General features: G+C 74.8%; 20 protein-coding genes and 1 tRNA gene. 10 read left to right on the top strand and 11 right to left on the bottom strand.

Annotation, left to right across the window (positions count from 1 at the left end):
• Positions 1–64: 64 nt before the first annotated feature.
• The 3 genes from A8713_RS11320 (at position 65) to A8713_RS11310 (ending at position 3,394) form a co-directional block, all read left to right on the top strand.
• Entirely contained in the window at positions 65–796 is a 732-nt protein-coding gene (locus tag A8713_RS11320; protein WP_064533308.1) for a maleate cis-trans isomerase family protein, read from the top strand.
• Between the two features lie 233 nt (positions 797–1,029).
• Complete coding sequence (locus tag A8713_RS11315; RefSeq protein ID WP_064533307.1) at positions 1,030–2,184, top strand: glutathione-independent formaldehyde dehydrogenase; 1,155 nt, start codon at positions 1,030–1,032, stop codon at positions 2,182–2,184.
• A gap of 121 nt (positions 2,185–2,305) precedes the next feature.
• Positions 2,306–3,394 (top strand): LLM class flavin-dependent oxidoreductase, encoded by a 1,089-nt coding sequence (locus A8713_RS11310; protein WP_064533306.1) that lies wholly within the window; start codon positions 2,306–2,308, stop codon positions 3,392–3,394.
• 19 nt (positions 3,395–3,413) lie between these two features.
• On the opposite strand, the gene A8713_RS11305 is transcribed toward A8713_RS11310, so the two are convergent.
• A complete protein-coding gene (locus A8713_RS11305; RefSeq protein ID WP_443069761.1) occupies positions 3,414–5,507 on the bottom strand; it encodes a putative bifunctional diguanylate cyclase/phosphodiesterase in 2,094 nt (697 codons plus the stop codon).
• 455 nt (positions 5,508–5,962) lie between these two features.
• Here A8713_RS11305 and A8713_RS11300 point away from each other — a divergent pair, with 455 nt between their 5' ends.
• Positions 5,963–7,330, top strand: coding sequence for a M6 family metalloprotease domain-containing protein (locus A8713_RS11300; protein ID WP_064533304.1), 1,368 nt, complete (start codon positions 5,963–5,965; stop codon positions 7,328–7,330).
• 128 nt (positions 7,331–7,458) lie between these two features.
• Here the strand turns inward: A8713_RS11300 and A8713_RS11295 are convergent.
• From A8713_RS11295 to A8713_RS11265, 7 genes are all read right to left on the bottom strand, one after another.
• A tRNA-Lys gene (locus tag A8713_RS11295) sits at positions 7,459–7,535 on the bottom strand.
• The gene (locus A8713_RS11290; RefSeq protein WP_064533303.1) at positions 7,526–8,164 is read right to left on the bottom strand and encodes a bifunctional DNA primase/polymerase; all 639 of its coding nucleotides are present in this window, start codon (positions 8,162–8,164) and stop codon (positions 7,526–7,528) included. The genes A8713_RS11295 and A8713_RS11290 overlap by 10 nt, the downstream gene beginning before the upstream one ends.
• A 166-nt stretch (positions 8,165–8,330) precedes the next feature.
• The gene (locus tag A8713_RS11285) at positions 8,331–8,705 is read right to left on the bottom strand and encodes a hypothetical protein (protein WP_018565647.1); all 375 of its coding nucleotides are present in this window, start codon (positions 8,703–8,705) and stop codon (positions 8,331–8,333) included.
• Between the two features lie 306 nt (positions 8,706–9,011).
• Positions 9,012–10,391: an AAA domain-containing protein gene (locus A8713_RS11280; protein WP_064533302.1), complete on the bottom strand. Its 1,380-nt coding sequence runs from the start codon at positions 10,389–10,391 to the stop codon at positions 9,012–9,014.
• The gene (locus A8713_RS11275) at positions 10,388–11,983 is read right to left on the bottom strand and encodes a hypothetical protein (RefSeq protein ID WP_064533301.1); all 1,596 of its coding nucleotides are present in this window, start codon (positions 11,981–11,983) and stop codon (positions 10,388–10,390) included. Before A8713_RS11275 ends, A8713_RS11280 begins: the two co-directional genes overlap by 4 nt.
• A complete protein-coding gene (locus tag A8713_RS11270) occupies positions 11,974–13,161 on the bottom strand; it encodes a hypothetical protein (protein ID WP_064533300.1) in 1,188 nt (395 codons plus the stop codon). Before A8713_RS11270 ends, A8713_RS11275 begins: the two co-directional genes overlap by 10 nt.
• Positions 13,112–14,077: a phosphatase PAP2 family protein gene (locus tag A8713_RS11265; protein ID WP_064533299.1), complete on the bottom strand. Its 966-nt coding sequence runs from the start codon at positions 14,075–14,077 to the stop codon at positions 13,112–13,114. The genes A8713_RS11270 and A8713_RS11265 overlap by 50 nt, the downstream gene beginning before the upstream one ends.
• 222 nt (positions 14,078–14,299) lie before the next feature.
• Here A8713_RS11265 and A8713_RS11260 point away from each other — a divergent pair, with 222 nt between their 5' ends.
• Entirely contained in the window at positions 14,300–14,896 is a 597-nt protein-coding gene (locus A8713_RS11260; RefSeq protein WP_064533298.1) for a histidine phosphatase family protein, read from the top strand.
• Positions 14,897–15,070: 174 nt separating this feature from the next.
• Here the strand turns inward: A8713_RS11260 and A8713_RS11255 are convergent, their stop codons facing one another.
• The gene (locus tag A8713_RS11255) at positions 15,071–16,600 is read right to left on the bottom strand and encodes a hypothetical protein (protein ID WP_064533297.1); all 1,530 of its coding nucleotides are present in this window, start codon (positions 16,598–16,600) and stop codon (positions 15,071–15,073) included.
• 284 nt (positions 16,601–16,884) lie between these two features.
• Between A8713_RS11255 and A8713_RS11250 the strand changes: the two genes are divergently transcribed.
• Both A8713_RS11250 and A8713_RS11245 read left to right on the top strand, forming a co-directional pair.
• Complete coding sequence (locus A8713_RS11250) at positions 16,885–17,295, top strand: hypothetical protein (RefSeq protein WP_064533296.1); 411 nt, start codon at positions 16,885–16,887, stop codon at positions 17,293–17,295.
• Between the two features lie 188 nt (positions 17,296–17,483).
• Complete coding sequence (locus A8713_RS11245) at positions 17,484–18,353, top strand: spermidine synthase (RefSeq protein ID WP_064533295.1); 870 nt, start codon at positions 17,484–17,486, stop codon at positions 18,351–18,353.
• Between the two features lie 110 nt (positions 18,354–18,463).
• Here the strand turns inward: A8713_RS11245 and A8713_RS11240 are convergent, their stop codons facing one another.
• A complete protein-coding gene (locus A8713_RS11240) occupies positions 18,464–19,075 on the bottom strand; it encodes a hypothetical protein (RefSeq protein ID WP_079158913.1) in 612 nt (203 codons plus the stop codon).
• A gap of 140 nt (positions 19,076–19,215) precedes the next feature.
• Between A8713_RS11240 and A8713_RS11235 the strand changes: the two genes are divergently transcribed.
• From A8713_RS11235 to A8713_RS11225, 3 genes are all read left to right on the top strand, one after another.
• Positions 19,216–19,920, top strand: coding sequence for a response regulator transcription factor (locus tag A8713_RS11235; RefSeq protein ID WP_018565657.1), 705 nt, complete (start codon positions 19,216–19,218; stop codon positions 19,918–19,920).
• Positions 19,917–21,299, top strand: a complete 1,383-nt coding sequence (locus A8713_RS11230; protein ID WP_064533293.1) for a sensor histidine kinase — start codon at positions 19,917–19,919, stop codon at positions 21,297–21,299. Before A8713_RS11235 ends, A8713_RS11230 begins: the two co-directional genes overlap by 4 nt.
• Before the next feature lie 365 nt (positions 21,300–21,664).
• Positions 21,665–23,140: a glycoside hydrolase family 18 protein gene (locus A8713_RS11225; protein WP_064533292.1), complete on the top strand. Its 1,476-nt coding sequence runs from the start codon at positions 21,665–21,667 to the stop codon at positions 23,138–23,140.
• 121 nt (positions 23,141–23,261) lie between these two features.
• On the opposite strand, the gene A8713_RS11220 is transcribed toward A8713_RS11225, so the two are convergent.
• Positions 23,262–24,686, bottom strand: coding sequence for a GH1 family beta-glucosidase (locus tag A8713_RS11220; protein WP_064533291.1), 1,425 nt, complete (start codon positions 24,684–24,686; stop codon positions 23,262–23,264).
• Positions 24,687–24,722 lie beyond the last annotated feature (36 nt).

Raw genomic sequence — 24,722 nt, 5'->3', positions numbered from 1 at the left:
ACGGCACCGGACGCGGGCCCCGGCAGGGCCGACGACGCCCACGAACGCAGCAGAAAGGCTGGTCATGACCGCACTCGGAGTCCTCTACCCGGGCCACTTCGCCGAGGACGACTATCCGCGCATCGAACAGCTCCTGGGCAGCGACATCCGGGTCGACCTCGTCCACACCCCGAAGGACGAGGACGCCTACCGGACGGACGTGCCACGCGCCGCCCGGCCCGTCGAGGAGCTGACGCGCGGCGCGGAGGAACTGCGGCTGTCCGGCGCCGAGGCGGCGGTGTGGGCCGGTAGCGGCGGCGGCTTCACCGCCGGCTGGGACGGCGCCCACCAGCAGGTGCGCGCCCTGGCACAGGCGATCGGCATGCCCGCCTCCGCCACCTCCTTCGGCTTCGTGCACGCGGTGCACGAGATCGGCGTACGGCGCGTCGCCGTCGCCGCCACCTACCCGGACGAGGTGACCGCCCGCTTCGCCGACTTCCTGCGCGCGGGCGGTGTCGAGGTGGCCGCCGCGCACAGCGCCGGCTGCCGCTCGGCCGCCGAGGCGGCGGCCTGGGGCGAGCCGGAGGTCCTCGCCCTGGCCCGCGCCGCCGACACCGCGCGGGCCGAGGCGGTGCTCCTGCCGGACACCGCCCTGCACACCGCCTCCCACCTCATGGCCCTGGAGAAGGACCTCGGCAAGCCCGTCCTCACCGCGAACCAGGTGACCGTCTGGGAGGGGCTGCGGCTCACCGACCGCCGGGTCAACGCCCCCGACCTGGGCGCGCTGTTCACCCGGGAACCGATCGTCCAGGTGTGAGGCCGGCGGGGACCCGGCGGAAAGGTGTGAGAAGGGCGGGCGCGCTTGCGGCCGCCCGCGCCGAGGCGTTACCTGGAAGTGTCCGGCGGTGCAGCGAGAACGCCCGGGTCCGGCGCAGACACGGACCGGCGGCACCCGCCCGTCTGTGTTCCTGCGCCCTGCCCGCGTGCCCCGCCCCTGAGGCGGGCCGCCGTCGCCGCCGTCATGGAGCGATGACGCGGAGGTGACCGAAGGTGAAAGCCGTCGTCTACGAGAAGCCCTTCGACGTGGCGGTGCGCGACGTCGACGATCCCCGGATCCAGCACCCCAACGACGTGATCGTCCGCATCACGTCCAGTGCGATCTGCGGATCCGACCTGCACATGTACGAGGGCCGCACGGCCGCGAAGGCGGGCATCGTCTTCGGCCACGAGAACCTGGGCGTCGTGGAGGAGACCGGCAGCGGCGTGACCTCGCTGGCCGAGGGCGACCGGGTCGTCATGCCGTTCAACGTCGCGTGCGGGTTCTGCAAGAACTGCCTCGCCGGAAAGACCGGGTTCTGCCTCACGGTCAACCCGGGCTTCGCCGGCGGCGCCTACGGCTATGTCGCGATGGGCCCCTACACCGGTGGCCAGGCCGAGCACCTGCGGGTGCCCTTCGCCGACTTCAACTGTCTGAAGCTGCCGCCGGGCGACGAGTTCGAGACCGACTTCGTGCTGCTCGCCGACATCTTCCCGACCGGCTACCACGGCTGCGAACTCGCCCAGGTCACGCCGGGCGAGTCGGTGGCGGTGTTCGGCGCCGGGCCGGTGGGCCTGATGGCCGCCTACTCGGCGCTGCTGCGCGGCGCGTCCAAGGTGTTCACCGTGGACCGGGTGCCCGAGCGGCTGGCCAAGGCGGAGGAGATCGGGGCCGTCCCCATCGACTTCACCCGGGGCGACCCGGCCGAGCAGATCAAGGAGCAGACGGGCGGCGAGGGCACCGACAAGGGCGTGGACGCCGTCGGCTACCAGGCCCAGTCGCACAAGGACGTGGGCCACGAAGAGCCCGCCGTCGTCCTGAACACCCTGGTCGAGACGGTACGGCCCACCGGCATGCTCGGCATACCGGGCCTGTACGTCCCCTCCGACCCGGGCGGGCCCGACGAGCACGCCAAGCACGGCCAGCTGCTGGTCTCCATCGGCAAGATGTTCGAGAAGGGGCAGCGGATGGGCACCGGCCAGTGCAACGTCAAGCAGTACAACCGCCAGCTCCGCGACCTGATCATCGCCGGGCGGGCCAGGCCCAGCTTCGTCGTCTCGCACGAGCTGCCCCTGGACCAGGCACCGCAGGCGTACGAGAAGTTCGACCAGCGCGTCGAGGGCTACACCAAGGTCGTCCTGCACCCCGGGCACGCCCTGGCCGCCTGAGCCCCCGCCCCCGGGAGCGCCCTCCGGAGGGACGGGTCTCAGACGAAGGGGGGAACAAGCGGGGACCGTCTCCTGTTGTCGCCCGGAGGAACCAGCACGGCCAACCAGCAGGAGGCACCCCGTGGCGGCAGACGAGATCCGAGGCGAGGGGCACGGCAGCGCACCCGTACCCCTCTCCGTCCTGGACCTGGTGACGGTGGGCGCGGGCCACACCGCCACCGAGGCGCTGCGCACCAGCGTGGCCCTGTCCCGGCTGGCGGAGAGCCGCGGCTACCACCGCTTCTGGGTCGCCGAGCACCACTCCATGCCCGGAGTGGCCTCCTCGTCACCTGCCGTGATCCTCGCCCACCTCGCCGCCCACACCGAGCGCATCCGCCTCGGCTCGGGCGGCGTCATGCTGCCCAACCACGCCCCGCTGGTCATCGCCGAGCAGTTCGGCACCCTGGAGGCCATGGCCCCCGGCCGCATCGACCTCGGCCTCGGCCGCGCCCCCGGCACCGACGGCGCCACCGCCGCCGCCCTGCGCCGCACGGATCACCTCAACGAGGGCGCCGACGACTTCCCGCAGCAGCTCGCCGAGCTGACCCGCTTCCTCGACGACGACTTCCCCGACGGCCACCCCTACCGCCGTATCCACGCCGTGCCCGGCCCGGTCCAGGCCACCTCGCCCGGCGGGGTGCAGTCCCCGCACCGGCCGCCGATCTGGCTGCTCGGCTCCTCCGGCTTCAGCGCCCGGCTGGCCGGCATGCTCGGCCTGCCCTTCGCCTTCGCCCACCACTTCTCCGCGCAGAACACCGTCCCGGCGCTCGACCTCTACCGCGAGTCCTTCCGGCCCAGCGCGGTCCTCGACGCCCCGTACGCCCTCATCGGGGTCGCCGCCCTCGCGACCGAGGACGAGCGCGAGGCCCGCCGCCAGGTGCTGGCCGCCGCGCTCAACATGGTCCGGCTGCGCACCGGCCGCCCGGGACTGGTTCCCACGCCCGAGGAGGCGGAGGCGTACGAGTTCAGCCCGATGGAGCAGGACTTCATCGCGTCCTGGAACGCCAACGTCGTCCACGGCACGCCCGACGAGGTCCGCTCCGGCCTCGACGACCTCCAGAAGCGCACCGGCGCCGACGAGCTGATGATCACCAGCAACGCGCACAGCGGCGACGTACGGCTGCGCAGCTACGAACTCATCGCGGACGCCTACGGGCTGCCCGGCGTCTGAGCCCAGCCCGAGCCGGGGCCTACCGGCGGCCGCAGGCGTGGCCGCCCAGCAGCTCGGAGATGCGGTCCGGTGACACCGGGCGGGAGTACAGCCAGCCCTGCCCGGTGTCGCAGCCGATGCGGCGCAGCCTGCTGGCCTGGTCGGTGGTCTCCACGCACTCGGCGGTGACGGTCAGCCCCAGCCGGTGCGCGAGCTGGATCATCGCCTCGACGATCACCTCGTCGGCCGGGCTCGCGGGCTCCGCGCCCGCCTCCGGCGTCCCGGTGTCCGCGAGGGCCGGCCGGACCCCCTCCCGCTCCGCGTACTGGAAGCCCCGGACGAACGAGCCGTCCAGCTTCAGCGCCGACACCGGCAGCCGGCTGAGGTAGGCGAGGTTCGAGTAGCCGGTGCCGAAGTCGTCGATGGCGATGTGCACGCCCATGTCGCTCAGCGCCCGCAGCGCCTCCAGCGGCCGCCCGGCCGAGCCCATCACCGCCGACTCGGTCAGCTCCAGCTGGAGCAGGCCCGGCGCGAGCCCCGTCTCCGCCAGCACCTCGGCCACGTCCGCGACCAGGTCGGAGTCCCACACCTGGCGGACCGCGACATTGACGCTGACGAAGATCGGCGGCTCGTCGGGGTGGTCGAGCTGCCAGCGGCGGGCCTGGCGGCAGGCGGTCGCCAGGATCCAGCGGCCCAGCGGCACGATCGAACCGTCCTCCTCCGCCAGTGCGATGAACCGATTCGGCGTCAGCATCCCGAACTGCGGGTGCCGCCAGCGCACCAGCGCCTCCACCCCGCGCAGCCGCCCGTCCTCCATGGCGACCAGCGGCTGGTACTCCAGGGTGAACTCGCCCCGCTCCACGGCCGCGCGCAGCGTGGAGACCAGCGCCTGGCGGGTCATCCGGTGCGCGTTGCGCTCCGGGTCGAACAGGGTCCAGCGGGCCCTGCCGTCGGCCTTCGCCCAGTACAGGGTCGTGTCCGCGGCCTGCATCAGGGCGGTCGCCGAGGTCCCGGCGGTCTGGCGCTCGACCACGCCGATCGACGCCGACACCGACAGCAGGCGCCCGGCGACCTCGAACGGCGCCTGGAGCGCGGTGAGCACCGACTCGGCCAGATCGGCCAGTTGTTCGGTGCCGGTGGAGTCCTCCACGAGCAGCGCGAACTCGTCCCCGCCGAGCCGGGCCACCAGCGGGGTGCTGCCCCGGCCGGAACCGGCCTCGTCCGCGCAGCCGGTCAGCCGCCGCGCCACCGCCGCGAGCAGCCGGTCGCCGACCCGGTGTCCCAGGGTGTCGTTGACCGCCTTGAAGCCGTCGAGGTCCAGGTAGCACAGACCGATCCGGCCGGTCCCGCCGCCGTCGTACGCGTCCGCCTCCAGCACGGCCGACAGGCGCTCGAAGAACAGGGTGCGGTTGGGCAGCCGGGTCACCGGGTCGTGCATCCGCAGATGCCGCAGCCGGGACTGGAGCTCACGGCGGGCGCTGACGTCGGCGATCGACAGCAGCACGCCCGGAGGGACGTCCGGCGGCCCGCCGTCCGGGGCGCCGTCCGCGGTCCCGGGCGCGCCCCGGGGCCGGTCCTCCGGCGGCAGCGGCGCGACCGTGACCTGCGCCCACAGCGAGCGGCCGTCGGCCTGTTTGAGCCGGCGGGTGCAGCGCAGCCGGGCCTGCCGCCCGCGCAGCACCTCGCGGTACGCCTGCCAGGTGCGGGCGTCGGAGCCGAGGTCCACCAGGTCGGCGGCGGGCTGTCCGGCGAGGTCGGCGGCGGACGCGCCGACCAGGGCGGCGAAGGTGTCGTTGGCGCTGACGACCAGGCCGTCGCGGTCGACGACGGCCATCGCGAGCGGGGCGGCGCCGAAGGCCGACCGGAAGGGCGGGGCGGGGGCGGGGGACTGGTCCGGCCCGGCGAATCCGGCCCCGGCGGGGACCGGTTCCGCCATTGGGGTGACGCCGGGGCTGAGGACGGGGGTGACGCCGGGGGTGGGGACGGGTGCGGGTGGGGGCGCGGGTGCCCTGGTGGACAGGGCGGCGCCGTGACCGCCGTGCGGCCCCGCCACGGCCATGGTGTCCGGGCCGCCGCCGCCCGGGTCGGTACCCGGCGCCTTCATAACATCACTCTGTGTGACTTTCGGCCGCATGAAGTCTGCCGCGGGCGTCGGCCCTTCGGACGTTCCGCTCACCGCTCGCTCCCGCAGTGCACTCGTTCTTCGTATCGGTCTCGTCGGGTGGCCGGCCAGGTGGGGATCGGCCGCCGGGCCCGTGTCCGCGCAGGAAGTGCCAGGAAAGTGTGCCGATCATAGATGCTGGCGCGGGGCCCCTTCCAGCCACTTGCCGGTTCCGCCGGATGGACGACCTTTCTGGCAGATCGTTTCTGCCCACACCTGGGCAGGTTCTTCAGAAGGACGACCGATTGTGACGTTCCGTGAGTGGTCCGGGGGCGTCATCCCCGTCGCGGCCGCTACGGCTCCGTATCTCGTGAACTCGCGTCCCGCACGCTCGCGCTCACCCTTCCGGTGCAGACAAACAGGGCGTACCCCTACAAACTCGCACAGGCTGGGTTCGGTGTCCCCGCGAACCGCACCCGGAGGTCCCTGTGCCGCGTCAGCTCCCCCTGAAAGCGCTCGGCCGTGACGCTTTCCAGGCGCTGGGCCGAGTGGGGACGCGCCCCCGACTGCGCAGCACCGCCGCCGTGTTCACCACCCTCTCGGCGGTCGCCGCCACCTCGATCCTCAGCGGGCCCTCGGTCGCCGAGCCCTTCGCGGCCGCCCCCTGCGCGCTGCGCCGGACCGAGGCCCACCACTCGGAGGGCGTCGACACCTGGAACCCCTCCTACACCCGGCCGGTCAGACCGCTCGACGCCGTGATGATCTTCCTGTCCTTCCCGGACGCCGCCCCGCTCACCACCCCGGCCGAACTCGCCGCCGACCACTTCCCGGCCACCAGCCGCTTCTACGCGCAGGCGTCGTACGGCCGGTTCACGCTGCGGGCGCATCCGCTCGGGCACTGGATCCGGATGCCGCGGCCGTCCACGGCGTACGCCATGCACCGCGACTGGGACGTCCGGGACCGGGCCGCCTATCTGCGCGACGCCGTCGCCGCCGCCGATCCGCAGGTCGACTTCTCCCGCTACGACATCGTCTACCTGGTCGCCGACCCGGACGCGCCGGGCGTCGACTCCGACGCCACGAAGGTCGTCAACCTCAACACCCCGCTGCGGGCGGACGGCACGGACATCCGGCGGGTGGTGACGGTGTTCGAACGGCATCCGCCGGACCGGCTGGTCCTCGCCCACGAGACCGGGCACGTCTTCGACCTGCCGGACCTGTACCACCGGCCGGCCGACGGCAAGGGCGACTGGGACACCTATGTCGGCGACTGGGACCTGATGGGCAGCCAGTTCGCTCTCTCGCCCGACCTGTTCGCCTGGCACAAGTGGAAGCTCGGCTGGCTGGACCCGCGCCAGGTCGTGTGCGTACAGGGGACCGGGCCGGCCCGGCTGACCCTGGAACCCGTGGAGGCGGGCCCGGCCGGCGCGGGGCCGCCCGGGGCGGCGGAACAGCCGGACGCGGGGCAGCCGGCGGACGTGGCCGGGGTGCCGCTGTTCGGGCTGGGCGGCGGCACGAAGCTCGCGGTGGTACGGACCGGGAGCGACCAGGCGCTGGCCGTCGAGGCGCGCTCCTCGGTCGGCAACGACCTCACCGGATGCCGACAGGGGGTGCTGGTGTACCGGGTGCGGGGGGACACGGAGTCGGGCGGCGGCGCGGTCCAGGTGATCGACGCCCATCCGCGCACCGGGGCGTGTGCGGGCACCTCCGTCTATCCGCCGCTCGCCGACGCGCCGATCGGCGTGGGGGAGAGCTTCACCGTGCCCGGCGACGGTGTCCGGGTGGAGGTCGAGGACCGCACGGCCTCGGGGGCGTACACCGTGAGCATCACCCCGGCTCTGGAGAGCGAGGGGTGAGGGGCGGGAGGGGGTGTGGGCGAGGCGTGCGCGGACGCGTGTGCGTGGACGGGTGCGAGTGGACTGGTGCGCGTGCACGAGAAAGGCGATGCGTGCTCGCTGAACGCGAACCCGCATCGCCTCTGTCATGGTGCGCCGCCAGGGACTCGAACCCCGGACCCGCTGATTAAGAGTCAGCTGCTCTAACCAACTGAGCTAGCGGCGCCTGCTGACGTCGTAGACCTTAGCATCCTGATCGGGGGGAGGAAAAATCGAAATCCGCACGGCCGACCGGGCCGCCCGGACGGCCGCCCACAGCAGGATCTCGGGACCCGGCAGCCACGGTCGCCGGGTGTCCGGCGCGACCAGCCAGCGGGACGCGGCGTGCGGGCGGCCGGGGCCGCCGACCGGTGCCGGGACGGTCACCGCGTCGCCGTTGCCGTGGCACAGCAGCGGCGGGACGCCGTCCGCGCGGCCCCGTCCGGCCTCTTGGCCCCGGGAGCCGAAGTCCTCCCACTCCAGCAGCGACGGCAGCCGGTGCGCGGTGCCCGGCGCGGCGAACAGCAGCATCCGTCCGCGGTGGACGGCCACCGGGCCGGAGCCGGGCCCCTCGCCCCAGAGCCGGTCCAGCATCCGGCGGCCGAAGATCGCGGGCACGCCGACCACGTCGAAGGCGGTGCCGCAGGGCAGGACGACCGGCGCGTCCGGCTGTTCGCGCCAGTGGGCGAGTGTGCTGCGCGGATACGGCCCGGCCGAGGCGAGCCAGTCGGCTCCCTCGGCGGTGACGCGGGTGGCGCCGGTGAGGTCGGCGGCGGCGGTCCGGCCGGCGAAGAGAGACGTTTCTGTGAGGCTCATGTCCCACGTCTACCGACTGTGAGGGCTTCCTTGCGCACGGTTGCCGGAAACCGGGACAGAGCGGGGGCCCGGGGCGTATCTTGCCCCGCGGGCATATGCCAGGAGGTCCGGCGGCCGGGAGCGGCCGGGCCGGGCGGGGTGAGGGTGCCGGGTGGGGCGGCCGGGGTCAGAGGGGATCGGCCGGGTTGGCGTGCACGCTGTCCTCGGCGCCGCGCAGCAGGTCCCGTCCGAACTCGACCATCCTGTGGGCGTAGTCCTCGGTCCACTGGGCGCGCTCGGCGATGTCCGCCGGCTTCAGCCGGTCGAAGCGGCGGGGGTCGGCGAGCTGGGCCGCCGCTATCGCCTGGAACTCCACCGCCCGGTCGGCCGCCGCGCGGAACGCCGTCGTCAGTTCGGTCGCCCGCTCCAGCAGCGTCCTGGGGTCGTCGATCGACTCCAGGTCGAAGAAGTGCTCCGGGTCGGAGGCGGCTGCCACGGGCTCGAAGAGCAGGGGCGCGGGGCGTAGCCGCGGTTCGTTCCGACGCGGCGTGGGCTCCGCCATGTCTTCTCCTCCTCGTACGGTCTCGGATGGCGCCGTCCTCGTGGCGGGCCACCCTCCATTCTCTCGCGTGTGCGCAAGGGGACGGGTGCTCGCTGCCCATCCCCGGACCTTCTCAAGCCCCCGCCCCCACGGGATGTTCCCGCCCCACCCGTCCGGGGCGGCCGGGCGCCGGGTGCCGGGCGCCGGGTGCCGGGCGCTGGGTGCCTCCGAGGCTCAGGGTCTCCGGGGGACCCGTCCCTGAGGCCCAGGGGTTCCGGGGCGCGCGTCCCTGGGGCTCAGGGGTTCGAGGGCGCGCGTCCCTGGGGCTCAGGGTCTCCATGGCACCCGGTGTTCGCGCAGGCGGGCCAGGACCGCGTGGTTGGCCTCCCAGCCGTCAGGGAACTTGACGGTGACGCCGAGCTGGACCGGTTCGGTGGAGGGGTGTTCGTCGAGGAGTTCGCTCACGCCCGCGCGGCAGACGACGATGCAGGCGTGCCGGTGCCGGGAGGCCAGCACGCACAGGCGGCCGGTCTCCAGGTGGAAGGCGGTGGCGTCGGGGCGGCCGGAGAGCGGGTGGAGCACGACGGTGACGTCGAACTCGCGGCCCTGGAGCCGGTTGGCCGTGTCCACGGTCACGTCCGTGACGCCCACGGAGGCGAGGGCCGCGCGGACGGCCGCCGCCTGGTCGCGGTGGGCGGTGCCGACCGCGATCCGGTCGGCGGTCAGCGGCGCCGGTTCGTCCGGCGCCCGCTCGGACAGCGCCGCGCCACCGCGCTCCAGCAGCCGCGCCACGACCGCAGCCACCGCCCGCACCGCCTCCGGGTCGGTGCGCGGGGTGTGCCGCGCGGGCAGCTCCAGCAGGCCCCAGCCGGACTCGGCGGCCTCGTCGATCACCCGGTCGGGGCCCGAGCCGTCCGAGGGCACCGCGAAGCCGAGCCGCCGCTGCCCGGCCGCCGTACCGCTGCGGAAGGGCGTGTACGGGTAGAACGCGTCGGACACCAGCGGCGCCGCCGACGCGGGCAGCCGCCACGACACGGGCAGCCGGTGCTGCGGCAGCTCCGGGTTGTGCGCCAGCAGTGTCGTCACCGCCGAGGCCGACGGGTCGTACGACAGCCCCGCCCACTGCTCGCCCCCGACGATCGAGAACGGGTCCAGTTGCCCGGGGTCGCCCACGAACAGCGCCCGCTCGAACAGCCCGGCCACGGCCAGCAGCGCGTCCGAACGCATCTGGTACGCCTCGTCGACGATCGCGTGCCGCCACGGCTCGTCGGTCTTCACATGCGCCCACTTCGCGGCGGTGGACAGCACGATGTCCAGCCCGGCCAGGTCGCCCGCCTTCGCGGACGTGCGGACGTTCTCCAGGGCGTCGAGCGCCTTGTCGTACGGGTCGGAGTCGCTGCTGTGCAGCCGCCCCACGGGCAGCTCGGGCTCCTTCTCCGCGAGCCGTACCACCAGGTCGTCGACCTGCGCGTTGGTCTGCGCCACGACCATCAGCGGCCGCCCGGCGGCGGCCAGCTCCAGTGCGGCGCGCACCACCAGCGTCGACTTCCCGGCGCCCGGCGGGGAGTCGACGACGACGCCGCGGTGCGTGCCGTGCAGGGTGTCGCGGAGGATCGCCTCGGTGGCGCGGGCGGCCGCCGCGCCGGGGTCGAGGCCGGGCCCGGGGGCGCCGGCCGTGGCGGAGGTCTCCTCGGTGGGGGCGGTCACAGGACGTCCTCCTCGGTCACCGGGTCAGGGGCCTGGGCGGCGCTCTCCTCGCCCGGCGGCCCGCCGTGCGTCCATGGGGTCTGCTCCGGGTCGGGCAGCTTCGCCCCGCCGCGCTGCTCGTGCTCGAAGAGCGTGAAGCAGACCCGGTCGCCCTTCTGCGGCACCGAACCGGCCTCCGGCTCCTTGCCGCGGCCCATCTTGTCGAGGATCCGCAGCACCACCAGCGTCCCGTCCTCCTCGACGGCCACGCACTGCGCCGACTGCGGCCTGCCGTCCAGCGAGCGGTACACCTTGACCCGCTCGGCCAGATGCGGACGGTCGTCGGTGCGCACGGTGACCAGCGGGCGCGGGCTGGGCCGCTTGCCGTCGCTGTACGCCATGGTCACATCGGTGACCTCCCCGGCGAACGCCTCACCGGACAGCCGCCGCCCGGCCATGACCAGCGGGTCGTCCAGTGCCTCCTGGGCGTCCAGGCGGGCCTGCTCGCGCTCGCGGGCCGCCAGTTTGTTCGCCGCGGTGACCGCGTCGTCGCGGCGCGGCTGCGGCGGCTCCCCGGCCAGTACCCGGTCGCGGTGGGCGGTGAACGACCAGCGGTCGCGCGTCCACCGCTCCGCCACGCGCGCGCCCTGAGGCAGCTCCCGCAGCAGGTCGAGGCCCTGCCAGACCTTCTCCCAGGTGGGCAGGGCGCAGCCCAGGACCAGTTCGTGGACGCGGCGCTCGGCCGCGGTGAGCGCGGCGAGCCGGTCGTCGGCCTGCAGCCCGTCGGCCGCGGCGGCCAGCTCGCCGCGCGCGCGGTCGTAGCGCTCGATGGCGGGCGCGAGCAGCTTGTTGTCGAAGGCCGGGTCGGTGGCCGGGCCCGCGGGCGGGCACAGCAGCTGTCCGGCCGCGTCCCGCTCCAGCTCGGCCCGCAGCGCGGCCTCGGCGCCCGAGAGGCCGTCCGGCGGGTCGATCCAGGCGAGCAGGGCTCCCAGGTGCTGGTCCTCCAGGGCGGACTGGCCGGTGGTCCAGTGCCGGGCCAGTACGTCGCTGAGGGCCAGCAGCAGCGAGGAGCCCGGCACCCGGGCCCGCTCGCCGAAGTGGGTCAGCCAGCGCCCCAGCAGCGGCACCCGGGGCGGCGCCGGATACGGGGTCTCCGGGTCCTGCTCGGCGGTGCGGCGGAAGCGCATGGAGCGGCCGAGCAGCCGTACGAAGTCGAGGCCCGCCCGGCTCGGCACGATCAGCTGGGGGGCGTCCGCGCACAGCTCGGTCTCGACCTTGACCCGCTTGCCGGTCTCCGGGTCGGTCTCGGTGCGCTCGGCGGCCTCCACCACATCGGCGTAGGAGTCCAGGTAGGGCAGGACGACGTCCGCCAGCTCGGCCAGGAACGCGAACCGCAGGTCGCGGTCGCGCGGCTGCGCCACGGCCAGCAGCCGGGGCGCGTCCCGGTCGGTGCCGACCAGCGCGCCGAGCGGGGCGCCCGCCTCACCGGCGGTGGTGAGCGGCACGAGCACCAGGGGCCGCCCGGACAGATGCCGGTGCCGGACGGTTGCGGCGGGCTGGGCGTGGCCGTCGTGCACCGCCTGGAGGCGCGCGAGGGTGTCGATCAGCGACATGCGGCCCCCTGCCGGTCGTCGGCGGCCGCGGTGCGCCGCGCGGGCGCCGGGCGCGGGTGGTCCCGCAGGGCCTCCGCCCGCAGCAGCGCGGCCCGGCGCAGGGCGGCCACCGCCGGGTCGTCCGCCTCGCCCGCCTCGCCGTGGGCCGCGGCGAGCACGTCCTCGACGGTCGCCAGGCCGCCCAGCTCGGCGCGGACCGAGCGGCCCAGGGCGGTCACCGCGCCGTGCGCGCGGGAGCGGGCCCGGCAGTGGAAGGCCAGCTCGCAGGCGGCCAGGCACTCGGGCGCGTAGGCGGCGGGCACCGCCTCGACCGCCGCCGTCAGCTGCTCGGCGGGCAGCTCGGGGGAGAAGCACACGCCCTCGGGGAGCAGGTCGGCGATGTCCTGCAACCGGGTCAGCCGCGCCAGCTGGCGGGCGGTCACCGCGCGCTGCTTGCGCACGTCGACGGCGGAGGCGGCGGGCAGGTTGGAGAAGTCCTTGGGGCACACCAGCAGCACGCGGTGCCGTACGCGCGGGGGCGGCGCCCCGTCCGGTGAGCACCGGGCGGCGACCTCCTCCAGGGCCAGCACGTACACCGCGGCCTGGCGGGCCGCCGCACCCACCTTCGCCGGGTCGGCGGAGCCGTCCAGCATCGGGAACGACTTGATCTCCACGACGGTCCAGGCGCCGTCGGGGTGCACCACCACCGCGTCCGGTTCCAGGAAGGCGGGGGAACCCGCCACGTCCAGGGCGAGCATCGGGTGGTCCAGCAGCGTCCAGGCGCCCGCCGCGGTGGCCTCGCGCAGCGCCAGCGCCGTACGCGCCGCGCGTCCCTCGGGGCCGGTCGCGGTCAGGTCCGGGACGTGCGCCTCGTGCGGCGGCTCGGCGCCGGGGTCGAGCCGCTGGTGCACCAGCCGCAGCAGCTCGGCGCCGCCGTCCGCCTTGACCCGCGTCTCGAACGCGTTGCCCCGGGTGAGGGCGAACTGCGACTGGCCGAACGCGGAGGGGGCGCCCAGCGCGCCGGCGAGCGCCGTCTTGTCCACGCCCGCGCCGTCCAGGATCGCGCGCCGTCTGCACCCCGGGTTGGCGGCCAGGGCCGCCAGCGCGCGGGCGTCCAGGGCACGGGCCGGTACGCCGGGGCCGCGCAGCTCAGCGAGCTGCTGCCGGAGCGCCGTCCCCGGTGTCCTGGGGGGAGGCACCCGGCTCGGCTCCGGAACCGAACCGTGTTTCGCGCTGCCGTGGAATTCGCTCACCCGCCGAAGTCTGGCACTCGCCACTGACAACGGGGGAACCCGCGCCGTCCGGGCGGCCCGCCAGGGCCGGGACCCGCGCGGCCAGCAGTGTCCGGGCCCGGTCGGCGGCGCGCAGCACGTGCGGGGCGAGCAGCAGCCCGACGCCCATCACGGCCACACCCGCGACGGCGTCCAGGAAGTAGTGGTTGGCGGTGCCCATCACCACGATCGCGGTCAGTGTCGGGTAGGCGACACCGGCCGCCTTCGCCCAGCGGGTGCCGCCGTGGCGCCACAGCATCACGCCGCACCACAGCGCCCAGCCGACGTGCAGGCTGGGCATGGCCGCGTACTGGTTGGTCATGCCGCCCATGCCGCGCGGCGCGCTGGCGTCGCCGCCCCACCAGCCGTACGAGCTGTAGTGGGCCATGGTGTCCACGAAGCCGTGACCGGGCGAGAGCAGCCGGGGCGGGCAGGTCGGCAGCAGGGTGAAGCCGATCAGCCCGATGAACGTGGACGTCATCAGCCAGGTGCGGGCCGCGCGGTAGTACGCGGTGCGCCGCCGGAACAGCCACACCAGGATCGCGGGCGTCACCACGTAGTGCAGGGACGCGTACCAGAAGTCGGCCGGGACGCCGAGCCAGGGCTCGCGGGTGAACAGCCGGTTCAGGGGGTGCTCGAAGTTGATCCGCAGCACCTTCTCGATGTGCAGGATCGACAGACCGTGGTCGACGGCGCCCGCGACGTCACCGCGGACCAGCAGCCGCCCGGCCGAGTAGCAGCCGTACACGAGCAGGATCAGCGGCAGCTCGGTCCACCAGCGCGGCCGGGTCCGCGGGGGCGCCTCGGCGCGCGGTGCACGTGCCGGTGCCTCGGTCTGCGGCATCCGATGCCCTCCCCCTTCAGGTCGCTCTTGTCGTCGCTGCGGCGCCCGGTGATCTCCGGTGGTCCCCGGCCGGTCGTGCCACTTTACGGTGTATGCGCCCGCCCGCGCGGGGCGCCCCGGCCCTCAAAGACGCGAGGGCCGCCCGCCGGGTTGCCCCCGCACAGGGTGCGCGATGATGGAAATCCCCGTCCGAAGATCTGACTTTTCCCGGAAAGGCTCCTCATGGCACCGCGCATCCTGCTGGCCCGGCACGGGCAGACCCAGTGGTCGCTGTCCGGCAAGCACACCGGCAGGACCGACGTGCCCCTCCTGGAGGAGGGCCGGCGCGGCGCCAAGCTGCTCGGCGAGCGGCTGCACCGGGCACCCTTCGACGGACTGCCGGGCGTCGAGGTCCGCACCAGCCCGCTCGTGCGCGCGCGGGAGACGTGCGAACTGGCCGGTTTCGGCGAGCGCGCCACGGACTGGGACACGCTCATGGAGTGGGACTACGGCTCCTACGAGGGCATGACGCCCCGGCAGATCCAGGACGAGGTCCCCGGCTGGCTCCTGTGGCGCGACGGTGCCCCGCGCGGGGAGACGCCCGGCGAGGTGCGGGACCGCGCCGACGAGGTGGTGGCCTGGGCCCGCGGCGAGGACCGCGACGTGCTGGTCTTCGCGCACGGGCACATCCTGCGGGCGATCGGCGCCCGCTGGCTCGGCCTGCCGCTCGACTTCGCCGCCCGCGTGCGCCTCAGCCCCACCTCGCTCTCGGTGCTGGACTGGGCCTACGGCGAACCGGTCCTGCACAGCTGGAACGACGTGGGGCACCTGGAGGGCTAGGACGGCCGCCGGAACCGCCGCGCGCGGTGCCGGGGCGCCCGCCGGGCCGGCCGTGTGCGGTGCGCGCGGGCCGTGGTGCCGGACCCCCGCGCGCGTGGCTGCCGTGTCGGCGTCAGTATCGCCAACCGGCCGCCGCGCCGGACCCACGCGCGCGTGGCTGCCGTGTGGTCGGTCTCACGCCGTCCGGGGGGTGCTCGCGTGCCGTTCCAGGAACGCCGAGACGCCGCTCGCCCGGCGGTGCGGCAGCAGCACCCGTGCCGTCCCGGCCAGCATCATCTGGATCCGTGACGACTGGACCTGGTCCAGCAGGTCCAGGACCCGCATCCCGGCCGCCGCCGCCTCGTCGGGACGCCCTCCGCGCGCGAGGTCGTCGGCCAGCTCCGCCGTGTACAGCGCGATGTTCCGGGTGAAGTGCGGGTCCTGGAGGCGGGCGGCCCGCAGTGCGTACCGGGCCGCGCGCGGCCAGTCGCCCAGCGTCGACCAGCACTGGGCCTCCAGGCCCGCCAGCTCCGCCTCGCCGTAGAAGCTCATCCACTCGGGGTCGGCGTCCGAGGGCCCCCGCCCGTACAGCGCCTGCGCGCGCGCGAGCGCCTGTGCGCAGCCGGTGCGGTCGGCGAGCCCCGCCCAGCCGCCCGCCTCGCGCAGCGCCAGCAGGGACATCAGCCGGGCCGAGCCCAGCTCACGGGCGGCGCGCTGGGCCGCCTGCGCGGCGCGCACCGCCTCCCGTGGCCGTCCGGCGTCGCGCGCGAGGAACGCCGTGTTGCAGAAGGCGTGCGCCTCCACGGCCGCGTCCCCGGTCATCCGGGCCGTGGCCAGCGCCTCGGCGTAGTGCGAGCGGGCGTCGTCGAAGCGGCCCGAGTCATGGGCCAGCCAGCCCACCGAGATGGCCAGCTCACCGGCGCCCGCGTGCAGCCGGTCGGCCGTGGCCCGCCGGGTCGCTCCGGCGTCGAGCAGGGCGTAGGCGGCGCGCAGCGGAGCCGCCGCGCGCCGGTAGAGGCCGTCCGCCCCGTGCCGGTCGTCGAGCAGCCGGATCCGGCGGACGGCCTCTTCGACGGCGCCCGCCTCGCTCGCACCGGCGCGGCGGACCGGGCGGTCCGCGGCCGACGCGTCGAGGGCGAGCCCCAGGGGGCCCAGCGAGGCGGCGGCCATCGTGGCGCCCCCGCGGGTCATGAATGCGCGACGCAGCACGTCGCTCTCCTCGTGGTCCTCGTGCGGGTGGTTCGGGTCTTGCTCGTCGTGCGGGTGATCCGGGTCGCGCGGGTCGCGCGGGTCGCGCGGGTCGCGCGGGTCGCGCGGGTCGTACCGGTGATCCTGGTGGTACGGACGGGGCGCCCCCGTCGTCTCCAGTGGTGCGTGGGCCGGGCTCTCGGTGTGCGCGGGGGGCGCGTCGCCGCTCTCCGGGGCGCGCGCGGCGCGCCCGCGCACGGACGAGCGGGGCGCGAACCCCAGGTCGGCGAGGGTGCGGCCGGGGAACATGTGCAGGAACACACGCTCGTACGCGTAGTTGGGGCAGCGGATCTCGCCCGCCTCCACCCGGCCGATGTAGCGCGCGTCGCAGCTGACCCGCTCGCCGATCTCCCGGGCGGCACGCCGCACCGCCGCGGCGAACTCGGCCGGGGAGCGCTGTCCGCGCAGCCGCCGGAAGGCGAGGTTCGGCCGCGGTGGCCGGGGGGACGGGGACGAGGTCACCGTTGACGACGCCATGGCCGGGCCCTCTCGTGCGAACCGTCGAACCGTGCCGGAACCGAGGGGAGTTGCCCGGGTTGCCCCGGTGACGCCCTGTTTCCGACGGGCAAGAACGTACCGGTTGTGTCCGGGCCGCCACGCAGTGTTTGGCTACAAACCGGATATCTCATCCGCGATCTGCCATGAAGTGCCATCCTTTGTGGCTGACTTCGGCCGTAGCCGTTGACGCCCCCGCCGCGTTGTACCCCGTGAACCGGGAGCCGCCCGACTCCCGACCCGCTCGCGCACGAGGAGGGGTATCCGTGGTGGAGTCCGGGACGCGGACCAAGGGGAGCGCCGATCGTCGGCCGTCGCCGCCGGCACCGGAGGCCGACTGCGACCTGGTGACCGTACCGGCCCGGCAGGGTCTGGAGGCGGTCGACATCCTGCGCCGCGAGGCGGAGGAGGCGGTGGGCCCCGTCCTGCACGACGACGGCGGCGACACGCTGGGATTCGTGGTCCCGGCGGGCACCGCGGCGGGCTGGGACGTACCGGGCAGCACCTGCACCAGGACGGACGGCCGCGGTCTGCGCACCGCCCCGGAGCCGCCTGTGAAGGGCTCGGACTGGCTCCTGCCGCCCGGGGAGACCGACCTCGCGACCGACCCCGCCGTGCTGCGCCGCGCCCTGGACGAGGCGGCCCGGATGCTCGCGGTGGTGGACAACTGCTGCTGACGGCTCCGCGGCGGCTGCGGCGGCTGCGGTGTACGGCGACGCAGCGCACGGCGGGTACGGCGTACGGGCGGGTTCGGCGTACGGCGGGTTCGGCGTACGGCGAGTGTGGCGGGTGCGTCGGACGGGGTGCGCTCCGGACCACGCCGGGCCGCCCGGTCCGGCCGGCCGGACCTTGCGACAATGGGGGAATGGGAAGGTCCAGGAGTCCCCGGCGCGAGCGCGGGAGCACGGCAGCCGTCGCCGAACAGGTGGACGGCGGTCTCGCCGAGCTCGTGCCCGACCGGGAGCGGGCGAGGGCCTGGACGCTGCTGATCGACGGGGCACCGCAGTCGCACGTCGACCTGGACGACCCGGCGTACCTCTCCTTCGAGTACCAGCGCCGGATCGGCCATGTCATCGACCTCGCCGCCCCCGCGGGCAAGCCGGTGCACGCCGTCCACCTCGGCGGCGGCGCGCTCACCCTCGCCCGCTATGTCGCCGCCACCCGCCCCCGCTCCACCCAGCAGGTCGTCGAACGGGACGCCGCGCTGGTGGGTCTGGTGCGGCGCGAGCTGCCGCTGGACGCCAACGCCCGGATCCGGGTGCGTTCCACCGACGCCCGCGAAGGGCTCGCCAAGGTGCCCGACGGATGGGCCGACCTCGTGATCGCCGATGTGTTCAGCGGCGCCCGCACCCCCGCCCACCTCACCTCGGCCGAGTTCCTGGACGAGGTCCGCCGGGCGCTGAAGCCCGGTGCCGTCTTCGCCGCGAACCTCGCCGACGGTCCGCCGCTCGCCCATCTGCGGGGCCAGATCGCCACCGCCGCCGCCCGGTTCGCCGAACTGGCGCTCGTCGCCGACCCGGCCGTCCTGCGCGGCAGACGCTTCGGCAACGCGGTCCTCGTCGCCTGCGACCGGCCGCTGCCGATCGCCGAACTGACCCGCCGCGCCGCCTCGGACCCGCACCCCGGCCGGGTCGAACACGGCCGTGCGCTCACCGACTTCACCGGCGGCGCCGCACCCGTCACGGACGCGGCGGCCGTCGCCTCACCGGCCCCGCCCCCGTCCGTCTTCCGCTGACGTCAGGCAGCGGCCAACCGCCAACGGGCAACGGCCAACGGTCAGTGGACGACGGACGGTGGACGACGGGCGGGGGAGCGGACGGCGGGCGGATAAGAGGGGCGCGCGGGTCAGTAGTTGCCCACCTCGACCCGGGGCGGCCCGTCGTGCCACGAGCAGATGACCGACACCCGGTCCTCGCCCGAGGTGAACTCGACCCGGATCCAGCTCGCCGTCTTCCACACCTGCATCGACCAGCCCGTGCCCGGCGTCGCCGAGACCAGGCTCGCGGAGGCCGTGTCCAGGTCGAACACCACACGCCCGCCCTCGGTGTCGTAGCCCTTGACCGTCCCGGAGCCCCCCGAACCGCCGGAAGCCCCGGATCCGCCGGTGCCGACCGAACTCCCGGACGTGCCGGGCGCGTCGGGGGAAGCCGCGGACGCGCCGCCGGTGTCCGCGGGCGGCGCGGAGCGCGACACGCTCGGGGCGGGGGGCGACGGGGTACGGGACGGTGCGGCCGGCGGCGCGGACGGGCGCTCCGACGACGGGCGCCGCGTCGCGGAGGCCGGTGGCGGCGACTCCCGCGCGTCCGTGTCACCGGCCGTGATGGGCAGGGCGCGCGGCGGGTCGTAGGCGGTGCCCGCCAGCACCGTGTGGACACCCCACCACGACAGCGTGACCGCCGCGCTCGTCGCCAGCGACCACGCCAGTACGTGTACGAATCCTCTGAGCATCGCGGCCATCCTGCCGCACGCCTCCCACCGGCGTCTCCGCGGAGTGCCCGGAGGGCAGTTGTCCACAGGTGGGACCCGGTGGGACCCCCTCCCGGGCGGTTGTCCACAGGCGCGCACCGGCCGCGCCGGTATGGCGTACGGTGCGGCGCATGGCAAGTGTGCTCGTGGTCGAGGACGACCAGTTCGTACGCTCGGCGCTGATCCGGCATCTGACCGACGCCTCGCACACCGTGCGCAGCGTCGGTACGGCACTGGAGGCGCTGCGCGAGGTCGCCCATATCCGCTTCGACGTGGTCGTCCTGGACCTCGGACTGCCCGATCTGGACGGCGCCGAGGCCCTGAAGATGCTGCGCGGCATCACCGACGTCCCGGTCATCATCGCCACCGCCCGGGACGACGAGGCGGAGATCGTCCGCCTGCTCAACGACGGCGCGGACGACTACCTGATCAAGCCCTTCTCGGTCGAGCACCTGTCGGCCCGCATGTCCGCCGTGCTGCGCCGGGTCCGCTCGGGACCCGACCGGACCGCGCGGCCCACCGTCATCCGCGTCGGCGGCCTGACCGTCGACCCGCTGCGCCGCCAGGCCGAGCTGGACGGTGCGCGGCTCGACCTGACGCGCAGGGAGTTCGACCTGCTCGCCTTCCTCGCCGGGCGGCCGGGCGTGGTCGTCGCCCGCAAGGAGCTGCTGGCCGAGGTGTGGCAGCAGTCCTACGGCGACGACCAGACCATCGACGTGCATCTGTCCTGGCTGCGGCGGAAGCTGGGCGAGACCGCCGCGCGCCCCCGCTATCTGCACACCCTGCGGGGCGTGGGCGTGAAGCTGGAGCCGCCCGGAGCGGGGCCGGACCGATGAGATGGGCTCTGGTCAAGGTCTGCCTGGCGGTCACCGTGATGGTCGTCGTCGCCTTCGCGGTCCCGCTCGGCCTGGTCGTCAAGGAGATGGCCCGCGACCGCGCCTTCTCCAATGCCGAGCGCCAGGCCGCCGCCGTCGCCCCCGCCCTGTCCATCACCACCGACCGCGAACAACTGGAGCGGGTCGTCGCCTCGGCGGACTCGGACGGCCGGATGGCCGTCCATCTGCCGGGGGCCGGCGGCGGCGCCCCCGTCGACATCGGCCGGCACCGGTCCGCCGCCGCGGACATCGCCACGGTCCGGCGGCTCGGCCGCGCCTCCACCACCCAGGTGCCCGGCGGATCCGCGCTGCTCCAGCCGGTCGCGCTCAACTCCGGTGCCATCGCGGTCGTCGAGGTCTATGTCCCCGAGGCCGAGGTCAGCAATGGCGTGGGCACGGCCTGGGCGGTGCTCGCCGGGGTGGGTGCCGCGCTGATCGTCGGCTCGGTCGCCGTCGCCGACCGGCTCGGCGTGCGGATGGTGCGGCCCGCCCGCCGGCTCGCCGAGGGCGCGCACGAACTGGGGGAGGGCAGACTGGGCGCCCGGGTCCCGGAGGAAGGACCACCCGAACTGCGCCGGGCCGCCGTCGCGTTCAACTCCATGGCCGACCAGGTCGTCCAGCTCCTCGCCAACGAGAGGGAACTGGCCGCCGACCTGTCCCACCGGCTGCGCACCCCGCTGACCGTGCTGCGACTCAACACCGCCTCACTCGGTGACGGCCCGGCCGCCGAGCAGACCCGGGCCGCCGTCGCCCAGTTGGAGCGCGAGGTCGACACCATCATCCGCACCGCACGCGAGGCCAAGCCGCGCACGGCGGCGGCCGGACCGGGCGCGGGCGCGGGCTGCGACGCGGCCGAGGTGGTCCGGGAGCGGATGGGGTTCTGGTCCGCGCTCGCCGAGGACGAGGGCCGCACCTGGCGGCTGGCAGGAGTGGAGCGGCCGGTGCGCATCCCGGTGGCCCGCGCCGACCTCGCCGCAGCCCTGGACGCCCTGCTCGGCAACGTCTTCCGGCACACCGCCGAGGGCACCGCCTTCGCGGTGGACGTGCACACCGCCGAGGACGCGGTGATCGTGCTCGTCTCCGACGCGGGCCCCGGCATACCCGACCCCGCCGCCGCCATGCTGCGCGGCAGGGGCTCGGGGAACGACGGCTCCACCGGGCTCGGCCTGGACATCGTGCGCCGTCTGGCGGAGTCCACCGGCGGTGACGTCCGGATCGGCTCCTCCGTGCTCGGCGGCACGGAGATACGCCTCTGGCTGCAACTGGACGGCCGCCGCCCCGTACGGGGCACGGGCCACCGGGGCACGGTGCGCGGCCGCCGCCGCGCCACCGCGCGGTAGGGCCTGCCGCCGCGCGGCGAGGCGAGGAGGGCCGGGCGAGGGCCGGGGGGCGGGGCGGAGGGGGCGGGGAGGGGGAGGGGGGGAGGGGGAGGGGGGAGGGGGGAGGGCCCCCGGGACGCGGCGGGGGAGAGAAGCAAAGCGAGTCGCCCCCCGGTCCGGACCTTTAACCGACCCCGATCCCTCCCTTAAGACAACCCTAAGATCCCCGACTCCCGCCCGGAACAGCCTGATTGCCCGGTTCCGGATCGCTAGCGTGCTGCCGCACCCCACGCGCACCCCACCCGCACCCCACCCCCACCGCACACCCGCACCACGCACCCCCTCGGGCACCCCGGGCCCCGTGAACAGCGAAGGCAGGCACCGCGATGAGCACGCACCGGCGCAGGACCAGCGGCAGGAACAAGGCGATAGGCGGCCTGGTGGCGGCGGCCGTGGCCGGCGGCGGGGTGTTCCTGTTCACCTCCACCGCGCAGGCGGCCGGTACCGGTGCCGCGTACACCAGGACCAGCGACTGGTCGACGGGCTACACCGCGCAGTACGTCGTCACCAACAACAGCGGGTCGGCCGAGAAGGACTGGACCCTGGAGTTCGACCTGCCGTCGGGCACGAAGTTGGGCTCGCTGTGGAACGGCGAGGCCGCCGTCGCCGGACAGCACGTCACCGTGAAGCCCGCCAAGTGGGACACCGCGGGCCTCGCCGCGGGACAGTCCGTCACCGTCGGTTTCGTGGTCGACGGCACCGGCGGCCCGACCGGCTGCCGCATCGACGGCGCGGCCTGTTCGGCGGACGGCGGAGCGACCCCGCAGCCCAGCGGCCGGCCCACCCAGTCCGCGAGCCCGGCCCCGACGCCCACCCCCACCAGGACGACGACGCCCACCCCGACGGCGACCGCGACGGCCCCGACCGCGAGCCCCACGTCCTCCCAGAGCCCCGGCACCGGCACGACCGCGGGCGCCGGCTTCGCGCCCTACGTCGACACCTCCCTCTACCCCGCCTTCGACCTGCTGGCGAGCGCCGACGCGACCGGTGTGAAGAACTACAACCTCGCCTTCGTCACCGACGGCGGCGGCTGCACGCCCAAGTGGGGCGGTGTCACCGACCTCGGCGGCGACGCCGTGGCCGCGCAGATCGGCGCGCTGCGCGCCAAGGGCGGCGACGTCCGGGTCTCCTTCGGCGGTGCCAGCGGCTCCGAGCTGGCGACGACCTGCTCCTCGGCGGACGCGCTGGCGGCGGCGTACGGCAAGGCGGTCGACCAGTTCAAGCTGACCAAGGTCGACTTCGACATCGAGGGCGGCGCGCTGCCGAACTCCGCCGCCAACACCCGCCGCGCCCAGGCCATCGCCGCGCTCCAGCGCCAACACCCCGGCCTGGATGTCTCCTTCACTCTCCCGGTCATGCCCGAGGGCCTGACCCAGGACGGCGTGAACCTGCTGGCCGGCGCGAAGACGGGCGGTGTGAAGATCTCCACCGTCAACATCATGGCGATGGACTACGGCGCCTCGTACAACGGCGACATGGGCACGTACGCCGAGCAGGCCGCCACCGCCACCCAGGCCCAGATCAAGAGCGTGCTCGGGCTGTCCGACAGTGCCGCGTGGAAGGCCGTCACCGTCACGCCGATGATCGGTGTCAACGACGTCTCCGCCGAGGTCTTCAAGGTGGACGACGCCGGCCAGCTGGTGGCGTTCGCCAGGTCCAAGGGGCTCGGCTGGCTGTCCATGTGGTCCGCCACCCGCGACAAGCAGTGCGCGGGCGGCCCCAAGCCCACCGCGGACGCGACGTGCAGCTCCGTCGCGCAGGAGCCGTTCGCCTTCAGCAAGGCGTTCGGCGCCTACAACTGACCGGCGCGCCCCCGCGCCAGGCCGGCGGGCCGTACGGAGAGGTGTTCCGTACGGCCCGCCGCGCATCAAGAAGACGTCCGCCAGAAGACGGCCATCAAGAGCGTCCGTCAGAAGACGTTCGTCAGAAGGTGTCCACCGGCGGCAGTTGCCCGGTCCGGGCCGCCTGCCCGTACCAGAGGGCGCTGGACTTCGGGGTGCGGTCCAGGGTGGCGTAGTCGACGTACACCGCGCCGAACCGCTTGGCGTAGCCATAGGACCACTCGAAGTTGTCCATCAGGGACCACAGGTAGTAGCCGCGGACGTCCGCGCCGTCCGCGAGGGCCCGGTGCACGGCCGCGAGGTGGGCGTGCAGATAGGCCACGCGCTCCGGGTCGCGTACGCGGCCGTCGTCGTCGACCTTGTCGGGGCAGGCGGCGCCGTTCTCCGTGACGTGGAGCGGGAGGCCGGGTGCCTCGCGGCTGTAGCGCATGATCAGTTCGTGCAGGCCGCCCGGGTCGATCGTCCAGCCCATCTCCGTGCGGTCGCCCGGCGGCTGGTGGAACGCCACGTCCCGCGCACCGGGCCACGGTGAGTGCGCGCTCGCGCCGTGGGCGTCCGCGCGCGGGCCCTCGGGCGCGTTCCGCGCCGAGGAGACCAGCGCGGGCGTGTAGTAGTTGAGGCCCAGCGCGTCCAGCGGCTGGTGGGCGGTGGCCAGATCGCCGTCGAGGACGTACGACCAGTCGGTGACCGGTGCGGTCGCCTCCAGCAGGGTCGCCGGATACGCCCCGTGCAGCATCGGACCGTGGAAGACCCCGCAGGCCAGGTCGTCGATCTGCCGGGCCGCCGCCAGGTCCTCCGGCTGCTGCGACAGCGGGCGGATCACCTGGGAGTTGAGGCTGACGGCGACCGAGGCGCGGGCCGGGAGCACCGAGCGCAGCGCCTGGGTGCCCAGGCCGTGCGCGAGGTTGAGGTGGTGCGCGGCGCGCAGCGCGGCCACCGGGTCGGTGCGGCCGGGCGCGTGCACCCCGGAGCCGTAGCCCAGGAAGGCGCTGCACCAGGGCTCGTTGAGCGTGGTCCACTGGTCCACGCGGTCGCCGAGCGCCTCGCCGACGAGGTGCGCGTACTCCGCGAAGCGCCGCGCGGTGTCGCGCTCGGGCCAGCCGCCCGCGTCCTCCAGCTCCTGCGGCAGATCCCAGTGGTAGAGGGTGACGGAGGGCTTGATGCCGTGGGACAGCAGTTCGTCGACCAGCCGGCGGTAGAAGTCGAGACCGGCCTGCGCGGCGGGCCCCCGGCCGGTGGGCTGGACGCGCGGCCAGGAGACCGAGAAGCGGTAGGCGTTCAGGCCGAGCCGGGCCATCAGGGCCACGTCGTCGCGGTAGCGGTGGTAGTGGTCGACGGCGGTGTCGCCGGTGTCGCCGCCGGCCGTCGCGCCCGGCGTATGGCTGAAGGTGTCCCAGATCGAGGGGGTGCGGCCGTTCTCCCGTACGGCGCCCTCGATCTGGTAGGCGGAGGTGGCCGCGCCCCAGAGGAAGGAGGGCGGGAAGGACACGTTCTGCGCTTCGGGCATGGAATCGCTCCCACGAGTCGGATGGCCCCCATTATG

The organism is Streptomyces sp. SAT1 (assembly GCF_001654495.1).
In the GTDB taxonomy this organism is placed as follows: Bacteria; Actinomycetota; Actinomycetes; order Streptomycetales; family Streptomycetaceae; genus Streptomyces; species Streptomyces andamanensis.
This window is presented reverse-complemented; position numbering and strand designations above follow the sequence as displayed.